Source organism: Paludibacterium denitrificans (assembly GCF_009707705.1).
Taxonomy (GTDB): Bacteria; Pseudomonadota; Gammaproteobacteria; order Burkholderiales; family Chromobacteriaceae; genus Paludibacterium_A; species Paludibacterium_A denitrificans.
The window spans coordinates 3147454-3165109 of the sequence record NZ_WLYX01000001.1 but is presented as its reverse complement, the minus strand read 5'-3'; the positions used below and the strand labels follow the sequence as shown (position 1 = coordinate 3165109).

At 55.5% G+C, this 17656-nt stretch carries 12 protein-coding genes and 5 pseudogenes; 7 read left to right on the top strand and 10 right to left on the bottom strand.

Annotated elements, in window-relative coordinates:
• Positions 1 to 75 precede the first annotated feature (75 nt).
• The 7 genes and pseudogenes from GKE73_RS20540 (at position 76) to GKE73_RS20510 (ending at position 10425) form a co-directional block, all read left to right on the top strand.
• Positions 76 to 1331, top strand: a pseudogene (locus GKE73_RS20540) (MFS transporter).
• Between the two features lie 53 nt (positions 1332 to 1384).
• Positions 1385 to 2759: pseudogene (locus tag GKE73_RS20535) on the top strand (NarK family nitrate/nitrite MFS transporter).
• A gap of 281 nt (positions 2760 to 3040) precedes the next feature.
• Positions 3041 to 6723 (top strand): annotated as a pseudogene (locus GKE73_RS20530) (nitrate reductase subunit alpha).
• Positions 6720 to 8270, top strand: a complete 1551-nt coding sequence (gene narH, locus GKE73_RS20525) for a nitrate reductase subunit beta (protein ID WP_230371359.1) — start codon at positions 6720 to 6722, stop codon at positions 8268 to 8270. Before GKE73_RS20530 ends, narH begins: the two are co-directional and overlap by 4 nt.
• A 3-nt stretch (positions 8271 to 8273) precedes the next feature.
• The gene (gene narJ / locus GKE73_RS20520) at positions 8274 to 9050 is read left to right on the top strand and encodes a nitrate reductase molybdenum cofactor assembly chaperone (RefSeq protein ID WP_312854524.1); all 777 of its coding nucleotides are present in this window, start codon (positions 8274 to 8276) and stop codon (positions 9048 to 9050) included.
• Positions 8975 to 9661: a respiratory nitrate reductase subunit gamma gene (gene narI, locus GKE73_RS20515; protein WP_230371358.1), complete on the top strand. Its 687-nt coding sequence runs from the start codon at positions 8975 to 8977 to the stop codon at positions 9659 to 9661. The genes narJ and narI overlap by 76 nt, the downstream gene beginning before the upstream one ends.
• A 443-nt stretch (positions 9662 to 10104) precedes the next feature.
• The gene (locus GKE73_RS20510; protein WP_230371357.1) at positions 10105 to 10425 is read left to right on the top strand and encodes a DUF2249 domain-containing protein; all 321 of its coding nucleotides are present in this window, start codon (positions 10105 to 10107) and stop codon (positions 10423 to 10425) included.
• Positions 10426 to 10644: 219 nt separating this feature from the next.
• Here the strand turns inward: GKE73_RS20510 and GKE73_RS20505 are convergent.
• From GKE73_RS20505 to msrB, 10 genes and pseudogenes are all read right to left on the bottom strand, one after another.
• A pseudogene (locus GKE73_RS20505) lies at positions 10645 to 11297 on the bottom strand (response regulator).
• Positions 11294 to 12502: a GAF domain-containing sensor histidine kinase gene (locus tag GKE73_RS20500; protein ID WP_230371356.1), complete on the bottom strand. Its 1209-nt coding sequence runs from the start codon at positions 12500 to 12502 to the stop codon at positions 11294 to 11296. The pseudogene GKE73_RS20505 and the gene GKE73_RS20500 overlap by 4 nt, the downstream one beginning before the upstream one ends.
• Positions 12503 to 12533: 31 nt before the next feature.
• Positions 12534 to 13202: a type IV pili methyl-accepting chemotaxis transducer N-terminal domain-containing protein gene (locus tag GKE73_RS20495; protein ID WP_230371355.1), complete on the bottom strand. Its 669-nt coding sequence runs from the start codon at positions 13200 to 13202 to the stop codon at positions 12534 to 12536.
• A 115-nt stretch (positions 13203 to 13317) separates the two neighbouring features.
• Positions 13318 to 13497 carry a carbonic anhydrase gene (locus GKE73_RS24375; protein ID WP_280955259.1) on the bottom strand — a complete coding sequence of 60 codons (180 nt, stop codon included), beginning with the start codon at positions 13495 to 13497 and terminating at the stop codon, positions 13318 to 13320.
• Positions 13498 to 13562: 65 nt separating this feature from the next.
• Positions 13563 to 13973, bottom strand: a complete 411-nt coding sequence (locus tag GKE73_RS24370; protein WP_280955050.1) for a carbonic anhydrase — start codon at positions 13971 to 13973, stop codon at positions 13563 to 13565.
• Between the two features lie 268 nt (positions 13974 to 14241).
• The gene (locus GKE73_RS20485; protein WP_230371354.1) at positions 14242 to 14637 is read right to left on the bottom strand and encodes a ribonucleotide reductase subunit alpha; all 396 of its coding nucleotides are present in this window, start codon (positions 14635 to 14637) and stop codon (positions 14242 to 14244) included.
• Between the two features lie 205 nt (positions 14638 to 14842).
• A complete protein-coding gene (locus GKE73_RS20480; protein WP_230371353.1) occupies positions 14843 to 15712 on the bottom strand; it encodes an IS3 family transposase in 870 nt (289 codons plus the stop codon).
• A complete protein-coding gene (locus tag GKE73_RS20475) occupies positions 15709 to 16002 on the bottom strand; it encodes a transposase (protein ID WP_230371352.1) in 294 nt (97 codons plus the stop codon). Before GKE73_RS20475 ends, GKE73_RS20480 begins: the two co-directional genes overlap by 4 nt.
• 36 nt (positions 16003 to 16038) lie before the next feature.
• A pseudogene (locus GKE73_RS20465) lies at positions 16039 to 17015 on the bottom strand (NAD(P)/FAD-dependent oxidoreductase).
• Positions 17016 to 17217: 202 nt separating this feature from the next.
• Positions 17218 to 17619, bottom strand: coding sequence for a peptide-methionine (R)-S-oxide reductase MsrB (gene msrB / locus GKE73_RS20460; protein ID WP_230371349.1), 402 nt, complete (start codon positions 17617 to 17619; stop codon positions 17218 to 17220).
• Positions 17620 to 17656 lie beyond the last annotated feature (37 nt).

Sequence of the window (17656 nt, the reverse complement as noted above, 5' to 3'; positions counted from 1 at the left end):
TACTCAACTGGCCAATACCCATGTGATTTTTGTGGGCTTACCATGCCCTGAATTCTTTCGTACAGGTAACGTGCTATGGCTTCCCAGACTTACAAGCAATACGCTGTGCTGGTATCCAGTACTGTGTCGTTCACTGTCTGTTTCATGATCTGGATGATGTTTGCGGTACTGGGGATTCCCATCAAGCAGCATCTGGGCCTGAACGAAACTGAATTCGGCATTCTGGCTGCCACACCTGTGTTGTCAGGCTCCTTGATTCGCGTACCACTGGGCATCTGGACTGACCGCTTTGGCGGTCGCATTGTGATGTTTGTGCTGATGCTGGTGTGTGTGCCCTTTATCTTCATCATGCAGTACGCCACCGCTTACTGGCAGTTCTTGGTTATTGGCCTGCTGGTGGGACTTGCGGGCGGCGCGTTTTCAGTGGGTACCCCTTATGTGGCCCGCTGGTTCAAGCCCGAACAGCAAGGGATGGCCATGGGGATATTCGGTGCCGGTAATGCTGGCTCCTCCCTCACCAAGCTGGTTGCCCCAAGCATCATCGCCGCTGTACTTACTGGCAGATGGTTCCTACCGTTTACGCCCTTATCATGCTGATCACGGCCATGCTGTTCTGGATGTTTTCTTACCAGGATGCCAGTCATCTTGTCAGCAGTAAGGTCAGCCTTCGCACCCAGTTGGCGCTGATGAAAGATCCGGCCGTATTGCGCTACTGTCAGTACTACTCGGTGGTGTTTGGTGGTTATGTCGCGTTGGCGCTGTGGATGACCAAGTACTACGTCGGTGAGTATGGCTTTGATATCAAGCATGCGGCTTTCCGGCAGCCTGTTTCTCCTTGCCTCGGTGGCGTGCTGCGTGCCATGGGCGGCTGGTTGTCCGACCGCTTTGGCCCACAGAAGGTAACCTGGGGCGTGATGTGGATTTGCTGGGTAGCATTTTTCATCCTCTCTTATCCGCAAACCGACTTCAACATCACCACCACTCGTGGCGTGCAAAGCTTCCATATTGGCTTGGGTGTTACCCCTTTCACCCTGATGCTGTTTGGCGTAGGCGTTGCCATGGCTGTTGGCAAGGCATCGGTGTTCAAGTTCATCGCTAATGAGTTTCCCGACAACATCGGTGCGGTGTCCGGTGTGGTAGGCCCGGCCGGTGGTCTTGGCGGTTTCCTGTTGCCCATTCTCTTCGGTGTGTTGCTGGATATTACTGGCGTACGTAGCAGCGCTTTCATGTTGCTGTATGGCACGGTGTGCGTGTCGCTGGTCTGGATGCACTTTTCCTTCAAACCGAAGCAGGGCAAGGCGGTGGCCAGTGTGGCCAAGCAGTCGGCTTGAAAGCTGTAACCCCATTTTTGATTGATGGCCGAAGTGCCATCAGGGAGGACCCAATGTCACATGTACTGGACCGGTGGGAACCGGAGAGCAAGGAATTCTGGCTGCAGGAGGGCAAAGCAGTAGCCCGGCGCAATTTGTGGATTTCCATCCCCGCGCTGATGCTGGCCTTTGTCATCTGGCAGGTATGGAGCGTAGCCGTGCTCAATATGCCAAACATCGGCTTTAGCTACAGTCAGAACCAGCTGTTCTGGCTGGCTGCGCTGCCAGCCCTTTCGGGTGCCACGCTGCGTATTTTCTACAGTTTTATGGTGCCGGTGTTTGGTGGACGTAAATGGACAGCCATTTCCACTGCCAGCTTGCTGATTCCAGCTATTGGTATCGGTTTTGCCGTGCAGGACCCCAACACCAGTTACATCACCATGGTGGTGCTTGCTTTGCTGTGTGGCTTTGGTGGTGGCAATTTCAGCTCGTCCATGTCCAATATCAGCTTCTTCTTTCCCAAAGCAGAAAAGGGTACGGCGCTGGGGTTGAATGCTGGCTTGGGTAACCTTGGGGTGTCTCTGGTGCAGTTTGTGGTGCCGCTGGTGATTACCATGGGGCTGTTCGGATCTTTTGGTGGCGAGCCGCAAGTATGGGTAAAGGCTGCAGTACACAAAAAGATGTGGCTGCAGAATGCTTTGTCTGGGTGCCCTTCATCGTCCTGTCCACCATTGCCGCTTGGTTGGGGATGAATGACATCGCTTCAGCCCGTGCTTCGTTTGCCGATCAGGTTGTTATTTTCAAACGCAAGCACAATTGGCTGATGTGCTGGTTGTACATTGGCACTTTCGGTTCCTTCATTGGCTTCTCGGCCGGTTTCCCGCTGTTGATGAAAGGCCAGTTCCCGGATATTGACCCGACCAAGTACGTGTTCTATGGCCCGCTGGTTGGCGCTCTGGCCCGCCCGGTGGGTGGCTGGTTGGCCGACAAAATTGGTGGCGCACGTGTGACCCAAGCGGTTTTCCTGCTAATGATGCTGGCCGTGGGTGGTGTGCTGGCCTTCCTGCCTCATGCGGGACAGGGCGGTAGCTTCCGGGCTTTTTTGCCATGTTCTTGTGTCTGTTTGCGCTGACCGGGGTGGGTAATGGCTCCACGTTCATGCAGGTGCCGGTGATTTTCCTGACGCTGCATCAGCGTCTGGCCGGTAAAGGCGAAGCCGCGCAAAAACGGGCTCAGGCCGATGCCACGCGTGAGGCGGCCGCGGTGTTGGGCTTCTCTGGTGCCATTGGTGCGTACGGCGGGTTCTTCATTCCGAAGAGCTATGGTACTTCCATCGCCATGACCGGAGGAGTGGAGGCCGCGCTGTATGCTTTCATCCTGTTCTATGCCAGCTGTGTGCTAATCAACTGGTGGTTCTATGCCCGCAAGAATGCGGAAATTCCTTGCTAAGCGGTTTTCTCCAAGTGGTGCGATGCACAACTTATCTTGGCGCCCTTCGGGGCGCTTTTTTTGTTTCTATATTCGACTGGCATAGCTATACCTTGAATGTGCATATAGCTACACCTTTGGTAGTAGGCGCAACTCCTCCCTCTGCCGCGACGAGTTGCGTCCAGTGGGGAATGGGAGCGAAGCATTCCTCGCCATAAGCTTGGAAGCGTGAATTTGGGTATCCGCATTTTGCTGGCGGCCAATCTTAGTGCGCCGCCAGACGGCAACCATTCGGAGGCAAGATGAGCCACTTTCTGGACAGACTGAATTTCCTTGGCAAGGTGAAATCCACTTTTGCCGATGGCCATGGCGCGGTGGTCAATGAAGACCGCCAGTGGGAAAACGCTTATCGCCAGCGTTGGCAGCACGACAAGATCGTGCGCTCTACCCACGGGGTGAATTGCACCGGCTCCTGTAGCTGGAAGGTATATGTCAAAAACGGCCTGATTACTTGGGAAACCCAGCAGACTGACTATCCGCGTACTCGACCGGACTTGCCGAATCATGAACCACGCGGTTGTCCGCGTGGTGCCTCTTACAGCTGGTATGTGTATTCAGCCCAGCGGGTGAAATACCCGATGATTCGCGGTCACTTGGCTCGTCTGTGGCGTGAGGCGCGCAAGAGCATGGGGCCGGTAGAAGCCCGGCAGCATATCAGCCAGAATCCGCAAGTCGCCAAACAGTACAAGAGCAAGCGTGGTCAGGGTGGTTTCGTTCGAGCTGACTGGGATGAAGCCAACGAAATCATTGCTGCGGCCAACGCCTATACCATCAAGAATTTTGGCCCGGACCGTGTGGTAGGTTTCTCTCCTATCCCTGCCATGTCGATGATCAGCTATGCGTCAGGTAGCCGCTATCTGAGCCTGATCGGTGGGGTGCCGCTGTCCTTTTACGACTGGTATTGCGACTTGCCTCCGGCTAGCCCGCAGATCTGGGGCGAACAGACTGACGTGGCAGAATCGGCCGACTGGTACAACTCCACTTACCTCATGGTATGGGGTTCCAATATCCCGATGACCCGTACGCCGGATGCTCACTTCTATACCGAAGTGCGCTACAAGGGTACCAAGACTGTGGCAGTGTCTGCCGACTTTGGTGAAATGGCCAAATTCAGCGACATCTGGCTGGCTCCCAAACAGGGAACCGATGCTGCACTGGCCATGGCCATGGGGCATGTCATCTTCAAGGAATTCCACCTCGAAAACCCGTCGGCCTACTTCACCGATTACATCCGTCGTTACACTGACATGCCGATGCTGGTCACCCTGCGTCAGGATGGTGAACGCTATGTGCCAGACTACTTCCTGCGCGCCAGCCATCTGGCCGATAACCTGGCGAGGACAACAATCCGGAATGGAAGACTCTGGTATTTGATGAGCCCACTGGCGACATCGTGGCGCCAACTGGTTCCATCGGCTTCCGCTGGGGTCAGAGTGGCAAGTGGAACTTGCAGCAGAACGATGGCAAATCCGGCCGTGAAGTGAGCGCTCGTTTGTCGTTACTCGACAATCGTGACGCCGTAGTCGGGGTTGGTTTCCCGTACTTTGGCGCTGAACATGACGAACTGCTCACCCGCAATGTTCCTGCCCGCAAAGTAGTGCTGGCTGATGGCAGTACCGCACTGGTGGCCACGGTATTCGACCTGATGGCGGCCAACTATGGTATCGACCGTGGTCTGGGTGGCGGCAATGTCACCAGCGATTACATGGCTGATGTACCGTACACCCCGGCACTGGCAGCAAAAGCATACCGGGGTGAAGCCAGAGATGGTGATCCGGTGGCTCGTGAATTCGCCCAAAACGCGGATCAGACCCACGGCAAGAGCATGGTTATCGTCGGGGCCTTAACCACTGGTACCACATGGACATGACCTATCGCGGCATCATCAACATGCTGATGCTCTGTGGTTGTATTGGCCAATCTGGTGGTGGCTGGGCTCATTATGTTGGTCAGGAAAAACTGCGCCCGCAAACCGGCTGGGCTCCCTTGGCTTTTGCTGCTGACTGGGTACGTCCAAGTCGGCAAATGAACGGCACCAGTTTCTTCTATGCTCATACCAGCCAATGGCGGCATGAGAAACTGGCGGTCAACGAAATTCTGTGCCCGACTGCTGACGGCAAAATGGCCAACATGAGTCTGATTGACTACAACGCCAAGGCCGAACGCATGGGCTGGCTGCCTTCTGCTCCGCAATTGTCCCGTAATCCTCTGGATGTGGTGGCTGAAGCGAAGAAAGCTGGTCAGGACCCGATCTCTTATACGGTGAATGGTCTCAAGTCCGGCCAACTTGACATGGCCTGTAACGATCCGGATAACCCCAGCAATTTCCCGCGCAACATGTTTGTGTGGCGTTCCAATATTCTGGGTAGCTCCGGCAAAGGCCACGAATACTTCCTCAAATACCTGTTGGGGACCCAGAACGCGGTCATGGGCAGTGAGGAGCACTGCATTAAACCGCAAGAAATCACGGTCCGCCCGGCCGCTGAGGGCAAGCTGGATCTGCTCGTGGTGCTGGATTTCCGCATGTCCACCACCTGCCTGTATGGCGACATCGTGCTGCCGACCGCCACTTGGTACGAGAAGGACGACCTTAACACGTCCGACATGCACCCCTTCATCCACCCGCTGTCCGAAGCCGTGCAGCCGCTGTGGCAGGCCAAGAGCGACTGGGAAATCTACAAGGGCTTTGCCAAGAAGATTTCCGAAATTGGTAAGGACTACCCGGGCGTACAGCAAGATTTGGTACTTACCCCGTTGATGCATGATACCCCGCAGGAACTTGGTCAGCCGTTTGATCCGCGCGACTGGAAGAAGGGTGAATGCGAGCCTGTGCCGGGCAAGACCATGTATTAGCCATGACCGTGGTGGAACGTGACTACGGTGCCATCTACGACAAATTCACCTCCATTGGCCCGTTGTTGGAAAAAGTGGGCAATGGCGGCAAGGGTATTGGTTGGAAGACCGGGCATGAAATTGACGTGTTGCGCGGCCTCAACAAGACGGTGCCGGACGGCGTGGCCAAGGGCCAACCCCGACTGGATACGGCTATCGATGCGGCAGAGATGATCCTCACGCTGGCTCCGGAAACCAACGGTCACGTGGCGGTTAAAGCACTGGGAAGCGCTGTCCAAGGTAACCGGTATCGACCATACCCATCTGGCGCTACCGCGCGAGCATGACAGTATCCGTTTCCGTGATGTGCAGGCTCAGCCACGCAAGATCATTTCCTCGCCGACTTGGTCTGGTCTGGAAAGCGAAGAAGTTAGCTACAACGCCGGTTATACCAATGTGCATGAGCTGATTCCATGGCGCACCATCACTGGCCGCCAGCAGTTCTATCAGGATCACCAGTGGATGCGGGCGTTCGGTGAAGGCCTGTGTGTTTATATTAGACCGTCGACTTGAAAACCACGGCAGCTTTGCTGGGCAAGAAACCGAATGGCAACGATGAAGTAGTGCTCAATTTCATCACCCCACACCAAAAATGGGGGATTCACAGTACCTATTCGGACAACCTGCGCATGCTGACCCTGTCGCGTGGTGGCCCGCACGTATGGGTATCGGAAGTGGATGCCAAGAAGGGCATTGTCGATAACGACTGGATTGAAGTGTTCAACGTCAACGGTACCCTGACTGCCCGTGCAGTGGTTTCTCAACGGGTGCCGGAAGGCATGACGCTGATGTACCACGCCCGGAAAAGATCGTGAACGTACCGGGCGCGGAAACCAGTGGCAAGCGGGGCGGGATTCATAACTCAGTCACCCGCACTGTCACCAAACCAACCCACATGATCGGAGGCTACGCCCAGTTGGCCTATGGCTTCAACTACTACGGCACTGTGGGTGCTAACCGTGATGAATTCGTCATTGTCCGCAAAATGAAAAATGTGGACTGGATGGACCAGCCTGCAGGAGAAGACAAATGAAAATCCGTGCACAAATCGGCATGGTGCTGAATCTGGACAAGTGCATTGGTTGCCATACCTGTTCAGTCACCTGCAAAAACGTCTGGACCAGCCGTGACGGCGTTGAATATGCCTGGTTCAACAACGTGGAAAGCAAGCCGGGCATCGGCTACCCCAAAGACTGGGAAAACCGGGAAAAATGGCAGGGTGGCTGGGAGCGCAAGCCCAATGGCAAGCTGGTGCCCAAGCAGGGCGGCAAGATGCGCATTTTGGCAAACATTTTTGCCAACCCCAATCTGCCGTCCATCGATGAGTACTACGAGCCGTTCACGTACGACTACGAGCACTTGCAGAACGCGCCGGAAATGCAGACGCCGCCTACCGCTCGTCCGGTATCGGTACTGACCGGTAAGAAGATGGACAAGATCGAATGGGGCCCAAACTGGGAAGACGACACGGGTGGTGAGTTTTCCAAGCGTGCCAAGGATGCGCTGTTTGAAGGCATTCAGAAGGAAATGTACTCGGCTTTCGAGAACACCTTCTTGATGTATCTGCCGCGCCTGTGCGAACACTGTCTTAACCCGGCCTGTGTCGCGTCCTGCCCGTCTGGCTCGATTTACAAGCGGGAAGACGACGGCATCGTGCTGATTGATCAGGACAAGTGCCGCGGCTGGCGTATGTGCATCTCCGGCTGCCCGTACAAGAAGATTTACTACAACTGGACCAGCGGCAAGGCTGAGAAGTGCATCTTCTGTTATCCGCGTATCGAGGCGGGTCAGCCTACGGTGTGCTCGGAAACCTGTGTTGGCCGAATCCGTTACCTTGGGGTTCTGCTTTACGACGCTGACAAGATCGAAGCCGCCGCCAGTGTGGAAGATCCGAAGAGCCTGTACGAGGCGCAGTTGGGTGTGTTCCTTGATCCGAACGCACCGGACATCATCGCTGAGGCTCGCAAACAGGGTATTCCGGAAGCCTGGATCACTGCCGCACAGAAGTCGCCGGTGTACAAGATGGCGATGGAGTGGAAAGTTGCCTTCCCGCTGCATCCGGAATATCGCACCTTGCCGATGGTGTGGTACATCCCGCCGCTGTCGCCGATCCAGTCTGCTCTGGAAAACGGTCTGATTGGCGAGAACGGCATCATCCCGGACGTCAAGGATTTGCGCATCCCGATCAAGTATCTGGCCAACCTGCTGACTGCCGGTAAAGAAGAGCCGGTAGTGAAAGCGCTGGAAACCATGGTGGCAATGCGCCGGTACATGCGTAGCAAGAGCGTGGACAAGGTGGTGAACCCGACCACACTGAAAGGCACGCACCTTTCCGGCCAACAGGTGGAAGAGATGTATCAGGTGATGGCGATTGCCAATTACGAAGATCGCTTCGTGATTCCGTCCAGCCACAAGGAGATGGTGGAGAACACCTTCGACGACAAGGCCAGCTGCGGTTTTACCTTTGGCAATGGCTGTTCTGGTGGCACGTCCGAATCCAGCCTGTTTGGCAAGAAGAAGGCCAGTCCCATCGTGTTCCACGACATGCGGCGCGACCGCAAGGCCAACGCCGGGAGTTAAACCATGAGCCAGTCCTTGTTCAAAATAACCTCGGCCTTGCTGTGTTATCCGGAGGCCGAGCTGTTGGCGGCACTGGATGACATCCGTAGCGAACTGCAAACCAGTCCGACTGCCGCCAGCATGCTGGAGCCTCTGTTGGTTCAGCTGGAAGGTGGTGAGTTGATTGCCCTGCAGGAAAACTATGTGCAGACCTTCGACCGCAGTCCGGCCCACTCGCTGCATCTGTTCGAGCACATTCATGGCGAGGATCGTGCCCGCGGGCAGGCCATGGTGGATCTGATGGAGGAGTACAAGGCCCACGGCTTCGAGCCGGTGTGTGCTGAGCTGCCGGACTACGTGCCGCTGTTCACGGAGTTCCTCTCGCAATGCGAGCCGGAAGAGGGTAGTCGTCTGCTGGGTGATGCAGTACATGTGCTGGGGCATATCGCCGCCAAACTGCGTGAGTCGTCCTCACCGTATGTCGGCGTGCTGGATCTGCTGGTATCGCTGTCACCGGTTCCTCCCGAACCCCTGAGCGTGCCGCCGATCCGCGACATGGATGAACTACTGGAAACCTTTGGCCCCGGTGCAGATGGTAGTGAGCCGCTGCTCAAGCCCACCATGTTAAGCCATTGCTCCGGTCAATTTCTACCCGTCGCGTCCCGGCGCCTGAATCTGCCTGTTCCGGCTAGCGGTTGGCTGGCCGGAACAGCAAGGAGAGAGATATGGACTATTTGCATCAATTTGTTTTCGGGATTTATCCCTATATCGCGCTCAGCATCTTCCTGCTGGGTAGCCTGATCCGTTTCGAGCGCGAACAGTACAGCTGGAAGAGTGAATCCTCCCAACTGGTTTATCGCGGTAATCTGCGGTTGGGCAACATCCTGTTCCACGTCGGTGTGCTGGGGCTGTTCTTCGGTCATCTGGTCGGGTTGCTCACGCCGTTGTCGGTGTGGGAAACGTTGGGCGTTACCCACAGCTTCAAGCAGGTGTTTGCCATGACGGCCGGTGGCATCATGGGGTCGTTGGGCCTGATTGGCCTGCTTATCCTGCTGCATCGCCGTTTTGCCAACGAACGTCTGGCAGCCAACTCCACTTGGCGTGACAAGCTGGTGTTGCTGTGGCTGCTGGCTACGCTAGTGCTAGGTCTGTCTACCATTGCCGTGTCTGCCCAGCATCTGGATGGTCACGAAATGGTGCTGTTGATGACCTGGGCGCAGCATGTGGTGACTTTCCGCGGTGATGCAGCTCAATACATCGTGGCGGCGTCGCCCATCTTCAAACTGCACCTGTTTATGGGGATGAGCCTGTTTGTCATCTTCCCCTTTACCCGACTGGTGCATGTATGGAGCGGCTTTGCGGCTGTCAGCTATCTGGGCCGTGCACGGCAGCTGGTACGCCCGCGTCGCTAGGCTGTTCATACAGGGCAAGCCCTGATGCAGGTCTCTGCAGGGTTTGCCCAGTTTCATCTCGCTAAGCATCTATAGCTTTTTTACGTTCGGTGGAAGATAGGTATACGCGCCATCTACGGGAGCTGCGTCGTCTTACCGGATGAGTTGATGCAGACTGGTGACGCTACCGGGTGATGCTTGTGGCAGTGTTCACGATCTCAGCCATACCAAGGTTGGCCGAACAGGGGGGGGGTCAGCCTGTATCCGTGGCCAGTTTGTCTGTGTGCGGTCTGCGCTTACGTATTGAACGATTGAACAAGGCATGACGCTTGTCAGGCTAACTTGCTGAATAATAGGAGTAATTATTGGAAAGCTGGCTGTTTCAGAATCCTTATTCTGTCTCAAGGAAAGCTTGCCTCGCCGCCCGTAGTATGCATCCTAGTTCAACCCTGTGGATCGTAATCATGCAAGACCAGAATGTTCATCTGTTTGACGCTCGTGGCGTTGCCAAACGCTTTCGCCATGCAGCCATTTTTGGCGCGCTGGAACAATTGCACCGCGGTGAGGTCATGCGTTTCGTCAACGACCACGAACCAATGCCGCTACTGCAGCAGATTCGTCAGCGTTATCAGGATCAAATCGAGATTGTGGCCATATCGCAGCAGCCGGGAGAGGTAGTCTTTGATTTTCTGGTGTTCCCGTCGGCTACTGACGAGGAGAGCGCGCCTCCGTCTACCGGTGGTTGTGGCGGTGGTAGTGGTGGCTGTGGGTGCAGTGGCCATTAAGGTATTCGGCCAACCCTAGGCATGTGACCGGTCACCCCAATCATGGTGATCGGTCACCGCCAACGCCCATGTCACGACGGCCGGTCAGCCATTTATTCGATGGTACGTGGTCTGGATGACATCTATCTCAAGATAGATATCAATCTCGTCGAGACAGTGCTAGTACCTTCCAAGCTTTTTTGACTTCGGCATGCGTACGGTTCGGCCAACTCTGTGTGATCAGGGCTTATCCAGTCCATGCTCGACGGCGTACACTGCGGCCTGAACTCGGCTACTGATACCAAGTTTTCGCAAAATATTTTGTACGTGTACTTTTACCGTGCTTTCAGCAAGGTCCAGTTCACGGGCGATTTCCTTGTTACTTTCCCCCGAGCCAAGTGACTCAATGTTTCTCGTTCGCGCGGGGTAAGACTATCCAATTCACTAGGGTGCGGCGCAACAGCCGGGGCTCGCAGGCGTGCCACCAGCTTGGCTGTCATCTCTGGCGACAGTACGCTGTCACCCTCTACCGCCCGGCGGATGCAGTCCAGCAGGAAGTCGGCGTTGATGTTTTTTAACAGGTAACCGCGTGCGCCGCTTTTCATGCATTCGGCCAAATCTTCGCCGTCTTCGGATACGGTTAACATCAGTACCGCCAGATTGGGTTGGCTGACCATCAGTTGCGCCAGTGCCTCGCGCCCGTTCATGACCGGCATGTCAAGATCCAGCAGAACGATGTCCGGTTTGAGTTGTTCCGCTTTTTTAACCCCTTCCAACCCATCAGCGGCTTCGCCGATTACTTCCAGATTATCCTGCCGTTGCAGCAGAGCCTTGAGGCCGCTACGGAACAGGGTGTGATCGTCTACCAGCAGGATACGAATCGGGGAATTCATGCAGCTTGTCTTTCGGTGCGGGGCAGGGTGAGCGTGACGATAGTGCCACTTCCTGCTCGGGGGGTGAACTGAATGTTGGCGTGAATGCGCGCGGCGCGTTCCTGCATGATGGATAGCCCGACATGACGGTTTTTGCGGACCTGCATCAGGTTGTCATCAAAGCCGCAGCCATCGTCGGCAATTTCCATGACAAAGTCTTCTTCGTTTCGGATGCGGATGTCCACGCGCTGTGCATGGGCGTGTTTGCGCACATTCGATAGTGCCTCTTGCAGAATGAATATCACCTGTAACTGTTGATCTGGTGTGAGCGGTAAGCCATTACCGGCGATATCGCATTGTGTCAGCACGCGGGCTTGCGCTTCAAAACGTTGCAGTAGCGATTCGACCGCGGCAGTAAAGTCCTGCTTGCTGATACGGGTGCGGAAATTGAGCAGCAGCTCGCGCACATCTTCGTAGCATTCCTGTACGCCCGCCTGAATGAAGGTCAGATTCTCGCGCGCCTGCGGGCTGAGATCATGGGGTAGTTCATTTTCCAGCATCTGCACCTGCAGATTCAGGAAGGATAGCGACTGTGCAATGCTGTCATGCAGGCCTTGCGCCATCAGGTTGCGTTCTTCCGAGACGGCAAACTGGCGATCACGCGCCGCCAACCTGAGGTTCTCTATGGCCACGCCCAAGTGGTTGCACAGTGTTTCGATCAGAAACTGATCGTGTTGTGCCAAGGGCGTGGTCTGGCGGAAATAGAGCGTGAATAACCCGACATTCTGCTGGTTGGCCCTGATGTGAAAAATGGCCACGGTAGCAAATCCGGCTTGCTGGCAGCTTTTTTCCTCTCTGGTTGTCGGCAGGCTGCGAAACAGGTGCACGATAGCTTGTGCCTGTTCTACTGCTTCGCCACAGTAACAACCGTTGATGCGCTGGCAGTCGTCGGCCTGCTGCAGTGTCTCTGGTAAACCTATCTGTGCGACCGGTTCGAGCCCCGTTTGCTGTCCACCAGGGCGAATGCTGCCTGCGTCGGCACCACTCAGTTTCATTAGCTGTTCGATGAAACCCCGTGACATGACGGCGAGTTCATTTGCTTCATGCAGGTAGGAAGTTACGGCGTACAGCGCGGAGAGTTGCCGGTTTTTTTCGTCCAGCGAGTGCGTCTTGTCACGCACTTTGTCTTCCAGCGTGGTGTAGAGCTCTTCCAGTCGGCTGGCCATCTGGTTGAAGCCTTGTGAGATGTGGGCCAACTCATCGTTTGCCCTCTACAGGGATGCGTGTGGACAGGTCGCCATCGCGCAGCTTGACTATGCCCTCACCCAAGATGTTCAGCGGGCGGATAATAAGCAGGAACAGCAGGTACATCATGGTGATGGCCCCAACGATGGCCATGGCCATCAGTGCCATCTGAAACAGCCGCAGCAGCGTGGTGTTATTGGCGTTGTCTTCTTCAACCAGACGTACCGGGCGGTCTATTTTTCCGACAAACTCGGTGATGTCCAGTAAGGGAGCGGCGGAGTGGTTAAGCTTTGCCTGCTGGGCACGTGCCAACATAGGTAGCACCTCGCTTTGCCAGCGTTGCAGAATCAGCGCTGCCTGTTGCCGTACCTCGGTGTTATCGGGCAAAAACAGTGGCCGCGACGGGTCTCCTCGCTGCAGTCGCGCCATGATGTCGACAAACATTTGCTCTTCACGGGCAATCGTGGCGGGATCAACCCCTTCATTCACCATCAATGCAACACGGTAGCCGCGCATGCGCAGGCTGCCTGCATCATTGATGGCCGCAGCGCCGCCTTCCAGCTTCCACGACAAGATCAGGGTGTAGCCGATAGAGGTCATGGCCAGAAGCAGCCAGACAATGGTGAGCCCCAGCAGTTTGCCGGACAGGCTGCGCATGGCGTCAGGAGGAGAGAAATGCATGGCAAGCAGGTGGGGGAAAGATGATTTACTTTAATGCGTTTTGTAGCTGGCGACAATTCACCAAAAGAAGGAGGTAGGAAACAAATTTTGTGCTTGATTAATTGCTCTTGTGCCGTTACTGATCCTTCTCTTGTTGGAGTGGACAGACCAACGGCACGAAACGGCGGCTATCGCTGTCGAGTCCCCACAATGCACCTTCATGCATGTCGAAGTACCAACCATCCAGTAGCAGTTGCCCCTGTTTTACCCGTTCGGCCAACCATGGGTAGCTGAGCAGGTTGTTAAGTGATACCAGAATGGCCGCCTGTTCGCACTGCCGCGCTTGAACCGCTGCGCTGGCACTAGCGTGGTGGCGGTACGTCAGTTCACGTGCTTAAGCTCGGCGATGGAAAGCCAGTGGGTGAGGGCGCTGTCGGCTGGGGTGCTGCGCTTGAGTAAGGCCTGTATACCGCCACAGCCGGAATGCCCCATGACAATAATTCGGCCAACCTTGAGATTGAGTACGGCAAATTCCAGTGCCGCCGCGACACTGGCGTGTTGGTTGTCTGGGCTGTGCGGTGGCACCAGATTGGCCACATTGCGAACCACAAACATCTCGCCCGGCTGGCTACCCATCAGGGCAGGAGGATGCACACGGGAATCGCAACAAGCAATCACCAGTGTGACCGGATGCTGTCCCTGACACAGGCTGGCGTAAATCGGGTTATCCGCAGAAAAATATTGCTGCTGGAAACGGCGGAAACCTTGCAGTAGTGGATCATCCAGTGGCATGGACCAGCCTCCTGATATCGATATGGAGCCTAGACAGACTTCTGTTGAAACCGTATTGATTGTTTGGTTTCATAAAGTATTGGTGCTAGCGGGTTGTTGACTGTGCGTGGCACCGTGACTGCTGTACGGCTCGTCACTAACGTGCGGTCGCGCCAAAGCCTATGAAGCTACGAGTATGCCCATAGACACAGCACAGACCACATCCGTAAGCCATAGCGATCCATCAACCGTTCGCACTGAAGTGGAAACGGTCCGATATTCTGTAGCGTTACAGAAAGCGCAGAGGAGTACCTGTGCGGTCGAATGCCAGATAACGCGCCACATCACCGCCTGTTTGTATGGTCTGAATCATGCGCTTGAGAGGTGCGTCAGCAGCTGCGCTACCGCTATCATCAATGGCTGCTACGAATATTATTTCCCAGCGACCATCCAGTGCATCGGCATCCTTTTTCAGCGTGGCGTAGTCGATCAACTCGGCAGGAGTTTTGTCTACGCACAGTACAGGCTGCAAAACGCCACCTTCACCAGCAGCAAAGCGTTCAGCCTCGGTCGGTTCATGGTCGTCGTGCAGACGTCGTTGGCAGAAAACAAACAGTAGGCGCTGCGGCGAGGTGTGTTGGCGAGCGGCCTGCAGCAAGCTGTTGAAATCATAGATGTCATTCATGGCGGTGGCTTCTTTGGGTTGCTAGCAGTAGTGTAGGCGAGCGTGGACGGCTTGCCGATACCCTATCAGCAGGGGTGAGCTACGCCGAACGAAGTATCCGTAATTTAACTGTCGTCCTTGTATGGGGTGCAGCAACAGCGATACATTTTCTTGCTAAGGTAGTAGCGGGGTGATGTGGTCTGTCCCGGTCCCCGTGGACAGCGGGTTAAGCGCTAAGCGCTGAACGACGGCGTTCGAACTCAACTGGGGTCAGATACCCCGGGGTCGAATGACGGCGTTGGTGATTGTAAAAGCGAATGTAATCAAACACATCCGTACGCGCCTCCTCGTAGCTCCAGTAGTGGGTCAGATAAACACGTTCCGACTTCAATGAACGGAAGAAGCTCTCCATCGCTGCATTATCCCAGCAGTTCCCGGTGCGGGAGTGGCTCGGTACCATTCCGTGCCGTTTCAGCAATGCCTGGTAGTCAAAAGCACAGTACTGACTCCCGCGGTCCGAATGCAGAATCACCTCTCCTGAAGGCTGGCGGCGCGCCACTGCCATCGTCAGGGCAGCATGCACCAGTTCTTGCTGCATTCGATGATGCATGGCCCAGCCCACTATCGCCCGGGAGTACAAGTCGAGCACCACCGCCAAGTACAGCCACCCTTCACCGGTCCGGATATAGGTCATATCCGACACCCAACGCTGATTGATATCGCCACCAGCAGCAAATTGTCGCTGCAGCAGATTAGGTGCCACGGGTAGAAGGTGTTGACCACCACTGACGGGTCGACAATGTTTACGAGTTCTAACCCTGAGACCGTTTCGCCGCATCAGGTCCGCGATGCGATGCCGCCCGCAGGCGAAGCCCTGTGCAAGAAGTTCGGCATGAATACGCCGATGGCCATAAATACCATTGACCTCGGCATGCACCAGCCGGATTTCACGTAGTAGTTGTTGGTTCGCCATCTCTCGCGCCGAAGGTGGGTGGTGTAGCCAAGCATAGTAGCCACTGCGGGACACACGAAACAGTTGGCACATCGGGGCTATCGGGTAGCGGTCCGACAGAGCCTGAATCGCGCGGAATTTCACTTCGTGGGTTGCGAGAAGATGGCGAGCGCCTTTTTTAGGACATCGCGCTCCATGGTAACGCGGGCCAGTTCATCCCGGAGTCGCTTGAGCTCGGCGGCTTCACCGGTCTGTTTGCCTCGGCCCGGGAAGGCATCTGGTCCTGCGTCTTGGAGCTGACGCTTCCACTTGCCCAGCAGTGACTCGGTAATGTCAAAGGCTTGGGCAACATGCCGTAATGGGGTGCTTATAAGTACCTGCTCAACCGCTTCGTGCTTGAGGGCCTCCGGGAAAGTACGTCTGGTCTTGGTCATGAACACTGCTCCTTGGTGGGGATTATCCACCTTAAGTTAGTGTCCATGGGGATCGGGACAGACCGGGGTAAGGCTGAAGTGCAGTTTGATCGTGCGCCAGTTTTTGCGCAGTAACGGGAAAAAATCAGAAAAATAGTGCAAGCTGTCGATACCTACGTCAAAGCTCTCATCCTCGCGCAAGGTCAGCGTCAAGCCATTGTCCAGTCTTTGGCGCAAGCAGAAATCACTGGAGCAGAAGGTGCCGGGAATGAGTGGTTCGCTCGGTGAGGTACGTGCTACGGTTGCGCGAACATTAAGCTGTGGCAGCCTGATGTCATGTTGGCGAAGAAATAAAGACGACCAAGCCCCCGCTGCGAGTAGCACTGCGCGAGTGCGGATAGTGCCATGTTCGGTGATGACACCGGTAATTTCTCCGTTGCTAAGCTGTAAGGCGCGTGCCGCAGTATGTTGATGCAGGGTGACGCCTGTCGGGCTGCTTTGGCCAGAGCCGGAACAGCCAGGCCCGGTTCGGCTTTGGCATCGGTGGGCGTCGAGATTCCGCCCAACCATGGACGACTGCCTGCTCTCAGAAAGCGTTCTGCCTGCTCGGTATTCAGCTCTTCTACGGTAATGTCGGCCGCTCGGCCACGGGTGGCCCAGCGCTGCCAACGCTTGAGTTCCTTTTCGTCGCGAGTCAGGCTGACGAGGCCGGTGCGGCGAAAACCAAGATCGGTGCCAAGCGACTGCTGGTAGTGTTCCCATAAAGCCAAGCTCTGCACGATCAGCGGTAATTCGCGCCGGTCCCGGCCTTGCTGGCGCACCCAGCCCCAGTTTCGGCTGGATTGTTCGGCGGCAATTTTCCCTTTTTCCAGTACGGCAACCTTTAATCCGTGCTGGGCCAACTCGAGGGCGGCGGTAATGCCGATGATGCCGCCCCCAATGATGACAACATCAGCCTCTGGCGGTAATGCCGGGTCACTTTCAGTTTCAGTAAATGGATGTAAGAAAACTGTTTCAGGAAGATTGGAGGGCATTTTCTATGCGACGTTGGTATGTAAATCAGAACAATCTAATCCGCTTTCCCCGTGCGTTCAAACTTGAATCATCATAACCATATCTGGTTTTTTCATGATTGCCTGTTTTCAAGTAAATCAAGAAAAAGGCCCACCAAAATGGGGAGCCTTTTCAATTAATGTGCACAGAGTTTTCAGTTTCTGTGCTCCCCTACACCTACAATTATTTCCCAGATTCCTTAAACTGTAACGCGACGGAATTAATGCAATAGCGTTCGCCAGTAGGTTCTGGCCCGTCATCAAATACATGCCCCAAGTGCGAGCCGCAGTTCGCGCAGCGCACCTCTTCTCGTAACATGCCATGCGAGCGGTCGGTATGGCGGGTAATTCGCCCCACAGCAGCTTCGGCCCAGAAACTGGGCCAGCCGCAGCCAGCATCAAATTTGGTGTTGGAATGAAACAGCAGCGCATCGCAGTAAGCGCAGTGATAATCACCCGCCGAGTTGTTGTAATACAGCGCTCCGCTGAAGGGGGCTTCGGTGCCAGCCTGACGCATGACGCGGTATTGTTCCGGGGTGAGTTGTGCTTGCCACTCGGCATCGGTTTTCCAGCATGTTTCGGCCATATTTATCTCCCGGCTGGTTTTTCGGCCAACCTTGCTG